This is a genomic window from Methylobacterium sp. J-118 (genome assembly GCF_057836565.1).
Genome location: NZ_JBYQFA010000001.1, coordinates 2,482,680 through 2,498,876 on the forward strand (window position 1 = coordinate 2,482,680; position 16,197 = coordinate 2,498,876).

Below are 16,197 nucleotides of genomic sequence, written 5' to 3' on the forward strand. Positions count from 1 at the left end.
GCCCTCAGACCTCCAGCAGATCGATCAGGAACGGGATCAGCGGCGCGTCCGCGGGCGGCATCGCCAGATCGCGCAGCGCCTTCGGCCGGACCCATTTCAGCGCCTGCCCCTCCATCGGGCGCGGCGTGCCCGTCCAGCGTCGGCAAACGTAGAGCGGCATCAGGAGGTGGAAGTCCGGATAGGCGTGGCTGGCGAAGGTCAGGGGCGCGAGACACGGCTCCTCGACCCGGATGCCGAGTTCCTCGGACAGTTCCCGGATCAGGGTCGCCTCCGGCCGCTCGCCGGGCTCGATCTTGCCGCCGGGGAATTCCCACAATCCGGCGAGCTGCTTGCCCGCCGGGCGCTCGCTCACCAGCACGCGGCCGTCGACGTCGACGAGGGCCACCGCGACCACCAGGAGCAGGCGCAGGGCGGCATTCCCGGGGGCGCTCACGGCGCCACCGCGAAGGTGGCCGCGACCTCGGAGGACATCTGGATCGTGCCGGCCTCGATCGGGACGCGCGGCCCCTTGGCGGGCATCGGCGCCGCCAGGGCGCGGCTCGCGAGCGGGTAGGGCGCGCCGCCCGCGGGCGCCAGCGTGCAGAGCGGGCCGAGCCGGGTGCCGAGGGCGTCGGCGAGGGCCGCGGCCCGGCTGCGGGCGTCCCGGGCCGCGGCGACCTGAAGGGCGGCCTCGACCGTGTCGGGATCGCGCAGGCCGAAGCTCACGCCGTCGATCCGGTTCGCCCCGGCGTCGAGGGCCTGGCGCAGCAGGTCGCCGAGCCGGTCCATGGCGGCGAGGCGGACCCTCACGAGGTTGCCGGCCCTGTAGCCGTCGGGCTCCTCGGTGACGCCGCCCCCCGGCCGGGTCACCGACCGGGTCGCCGCCTGCAGGGTGACGGCGGCGGTGCCGAGATCGGCCGGCGGGACGCCGAGGGCGCGGGCCTGCGCCGTGACGCCCGCCACCGCCTTCGAGGCCGCATCGAGGGCCGCCGCCGCATTGGCGCCGCGCGCCTCGATGCCGACCGTCACCTCGGCGAAGTCCGGGGCCCGCGCGTCCGCGGCGCGGCCGACCACGCTGATGTGGCGGGTGCAGTCCGCATCGTCCGCGTGCGCCCGGGCGGCCAGCGCGACGACCAGGACGGCGCCGGCCAGGACAGCCCTCACGAGCGGTAATCCCCGTTGATCTCGATGTAGCCCTTGGTCAGGTCGCAGGTCCACACGCGCGCCTGACCGTCGCCCAGGCCCAGATCGACCCGGATCCCGATCTCGGCCTCGCGCATCACGGCGCTGGCGGCGGCCTCGCTGTAATCCGGGTCGCGGGCACCCTGGACGGCCACGCGCACGTCGCCGAACCAGATCGCCAGCCGGTCCCGGTCGGCGGGCTCGCCGGCCTTGCCCACCGCCATCACCACCCGGCCCCAATTGGCGTCCTCACCCGCCACCGCGGTCTTCACCAGCGGCGAGTTGGCGATCGATAGGGCGATGCGGTGCGCGGAGGCATCGCCCTCGGCGCCCGTGACCCGGACGGTGACAAATTTGCGCGCACCCTCGCCATCCTTGGCGACGAGCTGCGCCAGCTCGATCAGCAGGCTCTCCAGCGCCTCCCGGAAGCCGGCGAGCCGCGGGTCGGCCGGGTCGGAGATCCCGGCATGGCCGGCTTTGCCGGTCGCGAACAGCATCAGGGTGTCGGAGGTGGAGGTGTCGCCGTCCACCGTCACGCAGTTGAAGCTGGTCCGCGCCCCCGCGGACAGGAGCGGCTGGAGCACCCCCTGGGGCAGGGCGGCGTCGGTGAAGACGAAGGCCAGCATCGTCGCCATGTCGGGGGCGATCATGCCGGCGCCCTTGGCGATGCCGTTGATCGTCACCGGCACGCCGTCGATCGTGGCGGTCCGGGTCGCGCGCTTCGGGAAGGTGTCGGTGGTCATGATCGCCTGCGCCGCCTCGGCCCAGGCGGCGGACCCGTCCGTGGCCCGGACGGCGCAATCGGCCAGCACACCCTCGAAGCGCTCGGCCGGCAGCGGCTCGCCGATCACGCCCGTCGAGGCGACGTAGACCTCGCGCGGGCCGCAGGACGCCGCCTGCGCGGCGATCTCCACGGTGCGCGCCACCGCCTCCCGGCCGAGTCGGCCGGTGAAGGCGTTGGCGTTGCCGGAATTGACCACCAGCGCCCGTGCGGCGCCGTCCGCCAGGGCCTCCCGGCACCAATCCACCGGCGCCGAGGGGCATTTCGACCGGGTGAACACGCCGGCCGCCCGGGTCCCGGCCTCGAGGGCCACGTAGAGCACGTCGGTGCGGCCGCTGTAGCGGATCCCGGCCTGGGCGGTGGCGATTCGCACCCCCGGCAGGGGTGGCAGATCCGGCATCGCGGCGGGCGCCAGGGGGGAGACGGGCGGGGATTTCGCGGACGACATCGGCTCGGGCTCCGGCAGGGCGCGGTGGTGGTCCGCGGCGGCCCGGTGTTGCCCGGGGGACCCTGCCTGCGTCAACCATATGCCCGCGCTATGGTCAGATGTGCCGCTGCCCGTGCGTTGGGCAGCGGCGGCGCGGAATGCGGCGCCTTCGCGGCGAGAGGCTTGCGTCGGGCTCGCCTCCCGGCATAGCATGGTGCGTTGCAAAGCCAGTGCGAAGTCGAGTGCGGAATGTCCACAGCCGACGTCGGGACTGCCTCCGGCACGATGCCCCAGGGCGGATGCTACCGGATCCAGGTTCTGGTGGTCGGCCGCCACAAGCGCTGGCGGGACGAGGCGGCCGCCCAGGTCCGCCTGCTGGGTTATCAGGTCACCGCCTGCGACCGGGGGGTCGACGCCATGACGGTGCTGGCCCTGGGGCTGCCGGTGGACGTGATGGTGGTGGATTCGGGGCTGCAGGGCGGCCTGTGCTGCACACAGCTGGCCGTCGAGGCGCGGAGTCTGCGCCCGGGCCTGCGCATCGTCGTGGCCGGCGATTCCCTCGATGCTCCGGAGACGGAGACCCCCGCCCAGGTCCCCGACGCGCTGCGCGTCCGGCGCGACCAGTTCCAGAACGGGATGGTGGCGTCCCTGATGCGCGAAGCGCTGGCCGACCGCGCCGCCTGACCCGCCGACCCGATCGAGATTCTGCGCGGCGCCTGCGGTCGATGGACGGCCGCACCGGGCGAATCGGTGCGCGCCCGCCTCGGTCGCCGCGGGGCCGGATCGGCGTCGCGCGGGCCGGGTCCAGGACAGATCTCGTCGAACCCCGAAACTGATCGATCGATCCCGGTTCGGTATCGCGCGGCGACGGGGCGATGCTGTGGTCCAGTACGACGGGCTGTCGCGCAGTCGAAGGACGCCGTGACCGCGATCTCGCAGTCCCGTGATCTCTGCAACGCTCAAGTGTTGTCAGCCGAGGGCCGGGGCACTTCGGGCATGTCTGTGCGCAACGGTGAACGCAGTATCTTCGGCGACAGTATCGCGGTTTCGATTGCGCTGAGTTTGGATTGAAATTTTTATCTCAATAATTATCGCCAATGTATTGTATTGATAGATAATAAATCCTAGGTTTGTCGCGGGCTTTGTTATTCTTATGTCACGATATATTACCTTTCTGTCGCAGATGGCCGTTGTGGCAATCGCATTTGCGAAGGTCGTACTCCTGTGAAGATCGGAATTCGTGGCCGTCTCTACGGCGGATTTGTTCTCCTCGTGGCGATGAACGCCATCGTCATTCTGTTCTCCATCTATCAGCAGGGCGTGATCAATCTGGAGTACGAGACAGGGAGCGCCATCGAGCAGGGCGCTCAGGAGATTCTCATCCTGGACGGACTCTCCACGCGGCTCTCCGCCCAGGCCGCGTATTACCGGGTGGCACCGGGTCCCGAGCAGATCGCCACCATGGAGGAGGCGCGGCGGCAGATCGAGGCGATATCCACGAGACGGATGGCGCTCGTCCGGACGGAGGAAGGGCGCGACCTGCATCGGCGGATCGTCGAGGGCGCCATCGCGCTGAAGCCGCAGCTGGACTACCTCGTGGCGGGGGGGACCCAGCTGCTCGACGCCAGACGGAGCATGTTCAGATCGGGAGGCTCCCTCACCAGCCTGCTGGCGGCCATGAGCGTCGAGATCCGTGGGCGGGCCGACCAGGGAACGCTGCTGCACGCTCAGGACGTCGAGACGGCGGTTCTGAGGGTCCGCCTCGCGGGCGCCCGGTATCTGATCGCCGTTGAGCCCGAGGATCGGACGAAGTTCCTGGCGCAGGTCGAGCAGGCCCGGACCGCGATCCAGACCTTCAGGAACGGGGCGGGCGCCGGGGCCTTCGCCGAGCGGATCGACGCCCTCGAGACCGCGCTCGCCGACTACGCCACCGAATTGGACGTCTTCTACAAGGCGAATATCGCCACGAAGGCGACGCTGGAGACCGGCATCAAGCCGCACATCGACGCCATCGAGAAGGCTTGCACCGCCCTGCGCGGGCGGATCCTGCAATCGGTCGAGCGGATCAAGGCGAGCACCGCCGACATGGCCCTGCGCACCTGGCGCATCGAGGTCGGCCTGGGCGCATTGGCCCTCGTCGTCGGCATCGCGCTGGCGTCCGTGATCGGGCGCAGCATCATCCGGCCGATCGACGGCATGCGGGACGCGATGGCGCGCCTGGCGAACGGCGACACCGCCGTCGCGGTGCCGTCGCAGGATGCTGCGGGCGAGATCGGCGCCATGGCCAAGGCCGTGGAGGTGTTCCGGCAGAACGCCATCGCCCGGGCCGAGCTGGAGGCCGCCCAGGCCGCCGAGCAGGAGGCCCGCCAGAACCGGATCGAGCGGCGGGAGGCCCTGGTCCGCGGCTTCGAGCAGACCATGTCGAGCGCGCTGGAGATCGTCACCGCGGCCGCGACCGAGCTCGACGCCACGGCCCGCGCGATGACCCAAGTCGCCGACGACACCAGCAGCCAGGCGGTCGCCTCCAGCAGTGCCGCCGAGCAGACCGCGTCCAACGTCCAGACGGTGGCGGCGGCGGCCGAAGAGATGGTGTCCTCGCTCCAGGAGATCGAGCGGCAGGTGGTGCGCTCCAACGCGGTGGCCGGTCAGGCCGCCCACGAGGCCGAGGCGACCAACGCCGCCATGGCGAGCCTGCGCGCGGCCGCCGAGCAGATCGGCGCGGCGGTGACGACGATCTCGGGGATCGCCGGGCAGACCAACCTGCTGGCGCTCAACGCCACGATCGAGGCGGCGCGCGCCGGCGAGGCGGGGCGGGGCTTTGCCGTGGTGGCGGCCGAGGTCAAGGAGCTGGCCGGCCAGACCGCCCGGGCCACCGACGAGATCGGCGGGCAGATCGCCGCGATCCAGGCGGCCACGGGTCAGGCCGCGGAGGCGATGCAGCAGATCGCCCGCACGATCGCCAGCGTGAGCGAGATCAGCGGCGCGATCGCCTCGACGGTGGTGGAGCAGACGGCGGCCACGAGCGAGATCTCGCGCAATGCCGGCCAGGCGGCGAAGGGGACGCAGGACGTGTCGGCCAACGTCGCCCGGGTCCTGACGGCGTCGGGCGAGACCGGCAGCGCCGCCACGCAGGTCCTGAACGCGGCGGCCGAGCTGGCCAAGCAGTCGCTGGCCGTCAAGCAGGAGGTCGACGGCTTCCTCCGCGACATCCAGGCCATGTGAGCCGCGGATCCGCTCAGATGGCGGCGGCGGGATCCGTCTCGTCGCCGTCGCGGTCGCGCCGCGCGCGGGGGCGTCGGTCGAGCAGCGACCGGCCCAGCGCCCGCAGCGGCGCGGTGAGCCTGCGTGCATCCTCGGCCCGCTCCATGAGGCGCTCGCCGCTGCGGATCTCCTTGTCGAGCCGGGCCATCGTCCGGGCCAGGGCCGGATCGTCGTCGTCGAGCCAGACCTGGGTCACCCGGGCGAAGGCGATCACCACGCCCTGCAGCTTGAGCTGGCCGAGCGGGCCCTCGGTGTCGATCCCGGCCGCCGCCAGCATGTAGCGGTGGGAGTTCAGCATGACGCCGTTCAGCGCGAGCATCGCCAGCGGCTCGCCGCGCAGCGCGTAGGCGATCCGGCGCAGGGCCGGCTTGTAGGGCGTCATGGCGTCGAGGCGCCGCATTAGCACGTCGAACAGGCGCTCGCGGGTCGGCTCCTCCTCGAGGCCGGAGCTATCGCCCTCCAGGACCTTCCGGTCGATGATCCGGGTCAGGCCGCCCAGGACCGCGCCCTTCGACGGGAACAGGTCGCGCAGCTCGGCCAGCGTCAGGCCCGCCTCCCGGGCGATGTCGCCGATCTCGATATCGCTCCAGGGCTGCTCGGCGGCGAGCCGCATCAGGGCCTCGACGGCGGCCTCCCGGGGCGGCAGCTTGGGCGGGCTCGGCTCGGCCGTGCTCGCCTCTGCCAGGCTCTCCCGCGCCGCGCCCTCCGATGTGGCGGAGGCCGTCCCGGGTGCCATGGCGGATGTCGCGGTCTTGCGGGGGCGCTTCGCCGGCCCTCTGGTCTCGGTCATGGATCTGTCGCCCGCTCCTGTCGGTCGTTGCCTCCTGATGTAGGCAGGCCGACGCGGAAGGGCAGGGGTTTCGCGCGGCCTTGCCGCACGGGCGCCGAGGGGTGTCAGCCCGCAAGCGCCTCCGCCCGCCGCCGGGCCGCCGCCACGGCCTCCCGCATCAGCGCGCCGAGGCCGTCCGGACGCATCAGCACGTCGAGGGCCGCCGCCGTGGTCCCGCCCGGGGAGGTCACGTTGCGGCGCAGCTCCGCGGCTTCGGCCGGGCTGGCGTCGAGGAGCGCGCCGGCGCCCGCCACGGTGGCCCGGGCGAGGCGGCGCGCCACGTCCGGATCGAGCCCGGCGGCGATGCCGGCCTCGGCCAGCGTCTCGGCCAGGAGGAAGACGTAGGCCGGCCCGGAGCCCGAGACCGCCGTCACCGCGTCGATCTGCGCCTCGTCGGCGAGCCACGCGACGGTGCCGTTGGCCGTCAGCAGGGCCTCGGCGGCGCCGCGCTGTCCGGCCGTGACCTCCGGGCTGGCATAGGCCCCCGTGGCGCCCCGGCCGATGCTAGCCGGCAGGTTCGGCATCGCCCGGACGAGGGCCCGCGCCCGCGGCAGCCGGCCGCGCAGGTCCGCCACGGTCTTGCCGGCCAGGATCGAGACGAGGAGCGTGTCGCGGCCGATCAGCCGGTCGAGTCCGGGGGCCGCCCCGTCGAGTCCCTGGGGCTTGATCGCCAGAACCAGCACGGCGCCGGGCGCCGGGTCCGGCGGGTTGAGGGCGAGGCCCCGCGCGGCGCAGAGATCGACGATCTCCCGGGTCGGGATCGGGTCGATGAGGGTGGTGCGGCGCGGGTCGAGGCCCGCCGCGAGCCAGCCCGCGAGCATCGCCCCGCCCATCTTGCCGGCCCCGGCCAGGACCAGGGAGGCGGGCATCGCCGCCGCCGTGGCCTCCGGCTCGGCCCCCGGCGCGGTCACGCCTCGCCTTCGGTCTCGAACAGCACCGCGTCCAGCGCATCGCGGGCGCTCTTGCCGGCCCAGAGCACGAACTGGAACGCCTGGAAGTAGCGTTCGCAGGCATCGACGGCGGTCTTCATCATGGTGGCGCATTGCGGGTGCGTCGGCACCGCCCCGCCGGTCAGCAGCAGCGCGTGCCGGAACATCACCACGCCGTCGCTCGTCCAGAGGTCGAAATGGCCGACCCAGAGCTGCTCGTTGATCAGCGCGATCAGGCGCATCACCTCGGTCCGCTGCCGCTCCGGGACCTTGAGGTCGAACGCGCAGGCGACGTGCAGGGCCTCCACGTCCTCGATCCACGTGAAGGCGACGTTGTAGTCGGTCCACCGGCCGGGGCTCGTGACCGACATCTCGTCGGTCTCGGCCCGGTCGAAGATCCAGTCACGCAGGGACGCCAGACGCTCGACGACGTCGAGCGGATGCTCGTTCCGGTCCGGGTCGTGGAAGTCGACGTTGAGAAGCGGCATGACGATCCAAAAGGACGGCCCGGACGACATCCGGCCCGACGTGACGGTGACGCGAAACCGGAGCGCGAGAACACTCCGAGAACTGGGACGACCGGCAAATCCACGCCGGCGGTGAGCCGATCGACTGTCGAAGCTCCGCGGACATCGCCCCGCAGCGATCGAATCACCCTATGCCCGACTATAGACCGGCCGTGACTCACGACACAAAGTGCAGGCCCCGTTCAGTGAACAGGAAACCGGATCGTCGCGACGGCTTCCTGTGTAAAAGCTCCCGGCGTTGCCGCCCGGACTCAAACCACCTCGCTCAGCCCGGCGGCGCCCGCCGCGGCGCCCCCGGATTTCGCCTCCAGGGCCGCGACGCGGGCCGCGAGGGCCTCATTCTGCGCCTGCAGGTTGGTGACGAGGTCGCGGAGCACGTCGAGCTCCTCCCGCGAGGCGATGTCGAGGTCGCGGATGACGCGCTCGATCTGCGCCCGGACCACGGTCTCGGCCTCGCGGCGCACGCCCTGGGCGGCACCGGCCGCGTCGGTCATCAGGCGGGCGAGGTCGTCGAACAGTCGATTGGAGGGGGGCATCCTGGTCTCCCGGATCGGCTGGCTGCCGCGACGGCCGCCTGACGGCGCGATTCGAGACGACGAGATAGGAATCTTCGGGGCGGGGAGCAACGCCCCTCCCGGCCGGGGCGGCGGAGCGGGGCCGGATCGGACCCGCTCCGCCCTGCAACCTTACATGCGGTGCATGCGGTGGTGCATCATCCGGCGGTGCATGCGGTGATGCATCATGTGCCGGCGCATCATCCGCCGCTCCATGTGGTTCATCCGGACCTGGGTGACGGCGTCGGGGGCCGCGACGGCGCCGGGCATGGCCGGGGCCGCGGAGGCGGGCTGCACCAGGGCGGCGGCGCCCAGCGAGGCCAGCACGGTGAAGGCGAAGGTCAGTTTCCTCACGAAGAGACTCCAGTTCTCTGTTCGCCGGGTAGGATGCCCGGTTCATCCTCCCGGACGGGAGGTACGGAGAGTCGTCTCGCGCCGCGGGGCGGCACGGCGGACCTTCGAGGGTCCGCCGCCGTCAACTTGTGAGTTAGAGATTCGTTTCCTCGAACGCCTTCACCCACTCGGCGCAGATGCCCGAGCGCACGATGTCGTTCCGGGTGAACTCAACCACCGGTATGGGCATCATCCGGCTCTTGACCAAGTGCATGACGGTGCGCAGCCCCGAGGTCTCGCGCAGGTCGGTCTGGGAGACGTCGCCGTTGATGATGACCTGGCAATCGTCGCCGATCCGGGTCAGGAACATCTTGATCTCGGCGGTGGTGGTGTTCTGCGCCTCGTCGAGGATCACGAGGCAGTTCTTGAAGGTGCGCCCGCGCATCACCTCGAACGGGACGATCTCGATGTCACCGGTCTTGAGGGCGATCTCGAAGGCGGCCGCGCCCATCCGCTCCTTCATGGCCTCGGTCAGCGGCGCGACCCAGGGGGCGATCTTCTCCTCGAGGGTGCCGGGGAAGAAGCCCAGCGACCGGCCCGACGGGACGTTCGGGCGGGTGATCACCACCTTGGAGATCCGGCGCTGGCGGAGCTGGTCGGCGGCGCGGGTCCCGGCGATGTAGGTCTTGCCGGTGCCGGCGGGCCCCAGGACGATGACCTGCGGGGAGCGGGCGAGGGCGTCGAGATACTCGGCTTGGCGTTCGGTGAGGGGCTGGATCGGAGCGAGGTTGCGTTCTTCGTCGAAGCGCGTGCGGTGAATACGGGACGTGCGGTCTTCAACCAGTTCAAGTCGTGCGCGGCGTCTCTTCATGGATGTACACTCCAACGGGACTTGCCAACCTGGATCTGTTTCTGAACTGCCGTTTACCTGCCTGCTCCCGGTTCTACACGTCTTGCGGAACTAATACCGTCCCTTTCCCGAAGGTTCCGCGCCGCGCTCGTCCGCCTGTGGAGAGCGTCACAACGTCCCGCGCGCGGCCGAATACGTGACGCAACGGCCGCGCCAGCGTGATTCGCACCTGACGATTGCGCACGGGGTGTGACCAGGGGGTGACGGTCGGCGCGACCGCCCGGGAAAAGGCGCCGTGCTGGCGCGGATGCATCAGGCTCGGGAGGGGGAGACGCGCTGACGCGGCATCCGGCACGAAAGCGTTCCTCCGCGCCCGATCGGGCGAAGCCGGCCGACCCTGCCGCCCTGGACCGTCCGGGCTTGATCGGCGGGACTAGCTTGATCCAGCCTGGATGAAGCTGTCGAGGACCATCTTCCGGCCGGCCTTGTCGAAGTCAACGGTCAGCTTGTTGCCATCGACCTCGGCGACGGTGCCGGGGCCGAACTTGGTGTGGAAGACCCGCTGGCCGGCCTCGAACGCCGAGGGCATGCCTGTCGACTTGGCGATCAGCTCGCCCTCGATCTGCCGCGGCCCCCCGGCCTGTCCGCCGGCCCGGCCCCCCGGCGCGGACCCGAAGCCGCCGCGGCCGGCCTGCGGCGCGGTGGCGGCCTGCGCCCGCTGCCAGCCCGGCGTGCCGTAGCTCGATCCGAACGGCGCGGGGTTGCGGTCGAACCGCGAGGCGCCGGCGGAGAAGTGGGCCGGCGCCTCGATCACGTCGACGGCCGATTCCGGCAATTCGTCGATGAACCGGGACGGGATGGTCGAGGACCACAGCCCGTGGATGCGCCGGTTGACCGCGAAGGACAGCTTGGCCCGCTTGCGCGCCCGGGTGAGGCCGACATGGGCGAGGCGCCGCTCCTCCTCCAGGCCGGCCCGGCCGCTCTCGTCCAGCGCCCGCTGGCTCGGGAACAGGCCGTCCTCCCAGCCGGGCAGGAACACGGTGTCGAATTCGAGCCCCTTGGCGGCGTGGAGCGTCATCAGGGAGACCCGGTCGGCGCCCTCCGTCTCGGAGGCCTCCATCACCAGGGAGACGTGCTCCAGGAAGGCCGCGAGGTCGGGGAATTCCTCCATGGAGCGGACGAATTCCTTGAGGTTCTCCAGCCGGCCGGCGGCGTCGGCCGAGCGGTCCTTCTGCCACATCTCGGTGTAGCCGGATTCCTCCAGGATGGTCTGGGCGACCTCGCTGTGCGGCTGCGCCTCCACCAGCCGCGCCCAGCGGGAGAAGCTCGCGGTGAGCGCCCGCAGGGTCGAGCGGACCCGGGGCTTCAGCTCGTCGGTCTCGCACAGGCGCTCCGCGGCGATCCGCAGGGGCAGCCGGTTGGCGCGGCCGTAGGTGTGGAGCTGCTGCAGGGTCGCGTCGCCCAGGCCCCGTTTCGGGGTGTTGACGATCCGCTCGAAGGCGAGGTCGTCGCTGACATTCACGGTGGCGCGCAGATAGGCCAGGGCGTCGCGGATCTCGGCCCGCTCGTAGAAGCGCGGGCCGCCGATCACCCGGTAGGGTAGGCCGAGCTGGACGAAGCGGTCCTCGATCTCGCGCATCTGCGCAGAGATGCGCACCAGCACGGCGATCTCCGACAGGGGATGCTGCTTGACCTGGAGCGACTCGATCGATTCGGCGAGCAGCCGCGCCTCCTCCTCGGAATCCCAGGCCCCCGACACGGTGACGCGCTCGCCCGGCTCGTCCTCGGTGCGCAGGGTCTTGCCGAGCCGGCTCTCGTTCCTGGCGATCAGCCCCGAGGCGGCCGCCAGGATGTGGCCGGTGGAGCGGTAGTTGCGCTCCAGACGGACCACCACGGCGCCCGGAAAATCGTGCTCGAAGCGCAGGATGTTGTCGACCTCGGCCCCGCGCCAGCCGTAGATCGACTGGTCGTCGTCGCCCACGCAGGCGATGTTCTTGCGATTCTGCGCGAGCAGCCTCAGCCACAGGTACTGGGCGACGTTGGTATCCTGATACTCGTCGACCAGGATGTAGCGGAACCGGTCCTGGTAATTGGCGAGCACATCAGGGTTCTCGCGCCAGAGCTTGAGGCACAGCAGCAGAAGATCGCCGAAATCGACGGCGTTCAGCGTCGCGAGCCGGGCCTGGTAGGCGGTGTAGAGCGCCCCGCCCTTGCCGAAGGCGAAGGACGCGGCCTCGCCCGGCGGCACCTGCTCGGGCGAGAGGCCGCGGTTCTTCCAGCCGTCGATCGTGTGGGCGAGCGCCCGGGCCGGCCAGCGCTTCTCGTCGATGTTCTGGTCGGCGATCACCTGCTTCATCAGCCGCAGCTGATCGTCGGTGCCGAGGATGGTGAAGTCGGATTTGAGCCCGACGAGCTCGGCATGGCGGCGCAGGATCTTGGTGCCGATGGCGTGGAAGGTGCCGAGCCAGGGCATGCCCTCGCCGGCCGGGCCGATCAGCGCGCCGATCCGGTGCTTCATCTCCCGGGCGGCCTTGTTGGTGAAGGTCACCGACAGGATGTCGAAGGGCCGCGCCCGGTTGGTGGCGATCAGGTGGGCGATGCGGGTGGTAAGCACCCGGGTCTTGCCGGTGCCGGCCCCGGCCAGCACCAGGACCGGGCCCTCCGTGGTCTCGACGGCGCGGCGCTGCTCGGGGTTGAGCCCCTCGAGATAGGCGGCGGCGTCGCGGCGGAGCGCGCCCATGGCGCGGGCGGCGATGGAAGAGGCGGGAGCGCCGTCCCCGGCGGGCTGCGCATGCGGGCGGTTCTGCATCCCGCATCCCTGGACCAAATCGCGAACGGCGTCGAGGGCGCGTGCGCGCGGTGCGACCTGAGCGTGTGGGCGCAGCCGCTTGCACGCCGGGTCTCATGCTCCGTCCCGAATCAGGTTCCGCTTCGCTGCGCCTGTCCGGGAACCGGCACATCGAGCGCCGCGCGAGCGGCTCCGGACCGTGGCATCACCGCTGGCGCCTCCGAGGGCTTATCGTGCTATGGCCACTTGCTCGCGGGGGCACGCGGGACGGTCCCGCGCGGAAACGAGTGCGGAACGGGACCATTGCGTGATCTTCTGACCGCGCTGGCGGGCGCCGTCATCCTGGTTCTCGTGGCGGCGCTGGCCGTCCCGCCCTTCGTCGATTGGCAGGCCCACCGTGCGCTGGTCGACCGGGCGCTCACCCGGTCGCTCGGTGTGCCCGCCCGGACCGACGGGCGGATCGAGGTCCGGCTCCTGCCCTCGCCGAGGCTGCGCGTCGACCGCCTGCATCTCGGGGCCGATCCGGAGCGCCCGACCCTCGATGCGCGGTTCGTCAAGGCCGAGGTCGCCCTGGCGCCGCTCCTGAAGGGCGAGTTCCGCTTCACAGAGACCCGGATCGGCCGGGCCGAGATCAAGCTCCCGCTGGCCGGCCCCGACGCCCTGAAGCTGCCGGGCGGTCTCGGGGAGGCCCTGGGCACCCGCGATTTCGCCATCGAGGCGCTGCACGTCCAGCAATTCCTCGTCACCACGCAGGTGCCCGAGACCGGCCGGACCGACCAGTTCTACGCGCAGGACCTGACCCTGCAGGCGCCGGCCCTGGTCGGGCCCTGGCGCGTGGAGGGCACGAGCGGCGGCGTCCCGTTCCGGGCGGTGAGCGGCACGCCGGGGCCGGACGGGCGGCTCGCCGTGAAGATCTCGGGGGGCGGCGATGCCCACCCGCGGTTCGAGGCGGATGCGCGGTTCGGCCTCGTCCCCCTGGAGACCGGCCGGGCGGTCCAGGTAGAGGCCGAGGGCTCCGCCCGCCTCGTGGTCGGCCCGCCGACCCAGGCCGCGGGCGCCTACCTGCCGTTCACGATGGGCGCAACGTTCAAGGCCAGGGGCACGCAGGTGCGGTTCGAGGGGGTCGATCTCGCCCTCGACCCGGGGGGGCGCACCCTGCGCCTCGGCGGCACCGGCCGGCTCGACCTGCGCCAGTGGCGCGCCGCCCTGAGCCTGGAGGCCCGCCGCCTCGACCTCGACGCCTTCCTGGCCTCGACCGAGGGCCAGAACCTGATCGCCCGCGGCCTGCCGAGCTGGGGCGGCGACCTGCCGGCGATGCTCGACCTCGATCTCGCCGTGGGCAGCGCCATGCTCGGGGGGGACGAATGGTCGAACCTCGCCCTCACCGGCACCCTGGAGCGGGCCGGCGGCCTGCTGCTGCGGCGCCTCACGGCCACCGGCCCGGCGGAATCCACCGTCAGCGTGAGCGGGCAGGTCGACACCGCGCCGTTCCGCCTCACCGGCCCGGTGGCGCTGAGCGCGCCCGATTCGGACGCCCTGGGCCGCTACCTGCGCCGCCTCGGCCTAGAGAACCCCCTGACCGCCCTCCTCGACGGACGCCGGGTCGAGGCGGCCGCCGATGTCTCCGCGGACCCCGGGAGCCTGTCCCTGCGCAACCTGCGCCTCGCCCTCGGCGCGGCCCGGATCACCGGAAACGCCCGCTACACCGCCGCGGAGGCCGGGGCGCGGGGCCATTTCGAGGCGCAGATCCGCGCGAACGGCATCGACATCGCCGGCCTGCCGCCCCTCGGCACCGCCCTGGGGAGCCTGCGCGACCTCGACCTCGCCCTGACCCTGGAGGCGCGGGACGTGCGCTTCGGGGCCACGGGCTCCGGCACCGGCACCATCGCGGCGAGCATCCAGACGGACGGCGCCGGCCTCGTGGTCGACAGCCTCGCCGTGACCGATCTCGCGGGCGCGAGCGCCACGCTCTCCGGCCGGATCGGCGCGGACGGGACCGGGCGCGTCTCCGGCCGCCTGAAGGCCCCGGTGGCGGCGCCGCTGCTGGGCCTGCTCGAACGGGTCTGGATCGGCGAGATCCGCCTGCTGCCGGCCTTCCTGCGGGACGCGCCCCTCGACCTCGCCGTCAGCCTCGACCGGGAGGGTGGCCCCGCCCAGGCCCTGCGCACCCAGGCCCGGGGCAGCGCCGGCGGCGGCAGCCTCGACCTGACCCTGGCGAGCCGCGGGACGGGGATCGAGGGCGGCACCGCGACGCTGAGTACCCCCCGGGCCGGGACGTGGTTCGGGCGGACCGACATCGCCGGCCTCCAGCAGCCCGCCGCGCTCCACCTGAAGGCCGAGCGGCCGGACGGCGCCGGGCTCGCCCTCAGCCTCGACGGGATGGTGGCGGGACTCCGGCTCGCGACCTCCCTGCCGATCCTGATCGGCGCCGACGCGCTGCCCAGCGGCGGCGTGGTCCGGGCCGAGACGGCCGATCTTGGGCCGTTCCTGACGCTCGCCGGGGCCGCGAGCCTTCCGCCGGGCGCGTGGCCGGCCGACCTGACCGTCACCGTGTCCCGGGAGGCGGGGGAGGGGGCCGCCACCCTGGCCGGCCAGATCGCCGGATCGGGGGTGAGCGGGACGCTGCTGCGGGCGCCGGGCGGCGTCCCCCACGGGCGCCTCGCCCTCGACCGGCTGTCGCTGCCGCACCTGGCGGAGGCCGTGCTGCTCCCGGTCCAGGAGGGCGGCCGGTTCGGGCCGCCCCCCGCCCACCCGGCCGTCACCCTCGACACCCGCATCGCCAGGCTGGACCTCGGGCGCGGTCTCGTGGCGACGGATGCGGCCATGGCCCTCGGCCTCGCAGAGACCGGCCTGACCCTGCGCGACCTGACCGGCAAGCTCGGCGGCGGGCGGATCGCCGGATCGGCGACGATCACGCGGGCCGGGGCCGGCGCGGCGATCTCCGGTACCGGCAGCCTCGACGACGTGGCGCTCTCCGCGCTCACCGGCGGCCCGGTCGGCGGCCGCCTGGATGCCGATCTGCGCTTCGCCACCACGGCGGAGACGATCCCGGGGCTCGGCGACGGCCTCTCGGGCAGCGGCACGCTGGTGCTCAAGGACCTGCGCGTCCCGGCGGCCGATCCGGCGGCGCCGGGGCGCGCCCTGTCCCGGGCGGTGGAGATCGACGATCCCCTGCGCGAGGGCCGCCTCCAGGCCCTGGTGGCGGAGGAACTCGCCAAGGCTGCGGCGCAGGCGGGCGCGCCCGCGCGGGCCGCGGCCACGATCGTCGGCGGGGTGCTGCGGGCCGGTCCGTTCGACATCGATTTCGGGCCCGCCCGCTGGGCCGGCACGGTCGGCTGCGACCTGCGCGGCGGCCGCCTCGACGCCCGGGGGACGCTCACCGGCGGTCCGGTGCCCCGGGGCTGGAGCGCCGGTCCGCCGGCGATCCAGATCGGCCTGGCGGGGCCGCTCGCCGCCCCCGAACGGACCCTCGACGTCGGCGCCCTGTCGAACGGGCTCGCCGCCTTCGTGCTCCAGCGCGAGCTGGAGACGATCGAGCTGACGGACGCCGATCAGGTCGAGCGGCAGCGCCGCCGCGCCCGGATCGAGATGGACCATGCCCGGGCCACGGCGCTCAAGGCCGCCGCCGACAGGGCGGCGGCGGAGAAGGCCGCGACCGAGAGGGCCGCCGCCGAGGAGGCGGCCCGCCGGGCGCGGGTCCTGGGGGAGGGGGCGGACCCGGCACCCTCCCCAGCCGAGGGACGGCCCTGAACGGGCG

Annotated in this window: 13 protein-coding genes; 3 read left to right on the plus strand and 10 right to left on the minus strand. The window is 72.7% G+C overall.

Features of this window, described 5'->3' with window-relative positions; genetic code table 11:
- Positions 1–4: 4 nt before the first annotated feature.
- From AC3IF3_RS11910 to argJ, 3 genes are read right to left on the minus strand one after another with little or no spacing between them, the layout of a single operon-like run.
- Complete coding sequence (locus tag AC3IF3_RS11910) at positions 5–433, minus strand: (deoxy)nucleoside triphosphate pyrophosphohydrolase (protein ID WP_489228908.1); 429 nt, start codon at positions 431–433, stop codon at positions 5–7.
- Positions 430–1,143 (minus strand): SIMPL domain-containing protein, encoded by a 714-nt coding sequence (locus AC3IF3_RS11915; protein WP_489228910.1) that lies wholly within the window; start codon positions 1,141–1,143, stop codon positions 430–432. Before AC3IF3_RS11915 ends, AC3IF3_RS11910 begins: the two co-directional genes overlap by 4 nt.
- Positions 1,140–2,390: a bifunctional glutamate N-acetyltransferase/amino-acid acetyltransferase ArgJ gene (gene argJ / locus AC3IF3_RS11920; RefSeq protein WP_489216045.1), complete on the minus strand. Its 1,251-nt coding sequence runs from the start codon at positions 2,388–2,390 to the stop codon at positions 1,140–1,142. The genes AC3IF3_RS11915 and argJ overlap by 4 nt, the downstream gene beginning before the upstream one ends.
- Positions 2,391–2,618: 228 nt before the next feature.
- Here argJ and AC3IF3_RS11925 point away from each other — a divergent pair, with 228 nt between their 5' ends.
- Positions 2,619–3,053, plus strand: a complete 435-nt coding sequence (locus AC3IF3_RS11925; RefSeq protein WP_243965402.1) for a response regulator — start codon at positions 2,619–2,621, stop codon at positions 3,051–3,053.
- A gap of 540 nt (positions 3,054–3,593) precedes the next feature.
- Entirely contained in the window at positions 3,594–5,591 is a 1,998-nt protein-coding gene (locus tag AC3IF3_RS11930) for a methyl-accepting chemotaxis protein (protein ID WP_489228911.1), read from the plus strand.
- 13 nt (positions 5,592–5,604) lie between these two features.
- On the opposite strand, the gene AC3IF3_RS11935 is transcribed toward AC3IF3_RS11930, so the two are convergent.
- The 7 genes from AC3IF3_RS11935 to AC3IF3_RS11965 form a co-directional block, all read right to left on the minus strand.
- On the minus strand, positions 5,605–6,420 hold the full coding sequence (locus AC3IF3_RS11935) for a TetR/AcrR family transcriptional regulator (protein WP_489228913.1): 816 nt from the start codon (positions 6,418–6,420) through the stop codon (positions 5,605–5,607).
- Between the two features lie 104 nt (positions 6,421–6,524).
- Positions 6,525–7,328: a pyrroline-5-carboxylate reductase gene (gene proC / locus AC3IF3_RS11940; RefSeq protein WP_489220313.1), complete on the minus strand. Its 804-nt coding sequence runs from the start codon at positions 7,326–7,328 to the stop codon at positions 6,525–6,527.
- Between the two features lie 38 nt (positions 7,329–7,366).
- A complete protein-coding gene (locus AC3IF3_RS11945) occupies positions 7,367–7,876 on the minus strand; it encodes a type III secretion system chaperone family protein (protein WP_243967468.1) in 510 nt (169 codons plus the stop codon).
- Between the two features lie 290 nt (positions 7,877–8,166).
- The gene (locus AC3IF3_RS11950; RefSeq protein ID WP_489228915.1) at positions 8,167–8,451 is read right to left on the minus strand and encodes an accessory factor UbiK family protein; all 285 of its coding nucleotides are present in this window, start codon (positions 8,449–8,451) and stop codon (positions 8,167–8,169) included.
- A 150-nt stretch (positions 8,452–8,601) separates the two neighbouring features.
- Entirely contained in the window at positions 8,602–8,823 is a 222-nt protein-coding gene (locus tag AC3IF3_RS11955) for a hypothetical protein (RefSeq protein ID WP_243967470.1), read from the minus strand.
- A gap of 133 nt (positions 8,824–8,956) precedes the next feature.
- Positions 8,957–9,673, minus strand: a complete 717-nt coding sequence (locus tag AC3IF3_RS11960; RefSeq protein ID WP_243967471.1) for a PhoH family protein — start codon at positions 9,671–9,673, stop codon at positions 8,957–8,959.
- A gap of 412 nt (positions 9,674–10,085) precedes the next feature.
- The gene (locus AC3IF3_RS11965) at positions 10,086–12,461 is read right to left on the minus strand and encodes an ATP-dependent helicase (protein WP_489228917.1); all 2,376 of its coding nucleotides are present in this window, start codon (positions 12,459–12,461) and stop codon (positions 10,086–10,088) included.
- 282 nt (positions 12,462–12,743) lie between these two features.
- Here AC3IF3_RS11965 and AC3IF3_RS11970 point away from each other — a divergent pair, with 282 nt between their 5' ends.
- Positions 12,744–16,190 carry an AsmA protein gene (locus tag AC3IF3_RS11970; protein ID WP_489228919.1) on the plus strand — a complete coding sequence of 1,149 codons (3,447 nt, stop codon included), beginning with the start codon at positions 12,744–12,746 and terminating at the stop codon, positions 16,188–16,190.
- The last annotated feature ends 7 nt before the right edge of the window (positions 16,191–16,197 follow it).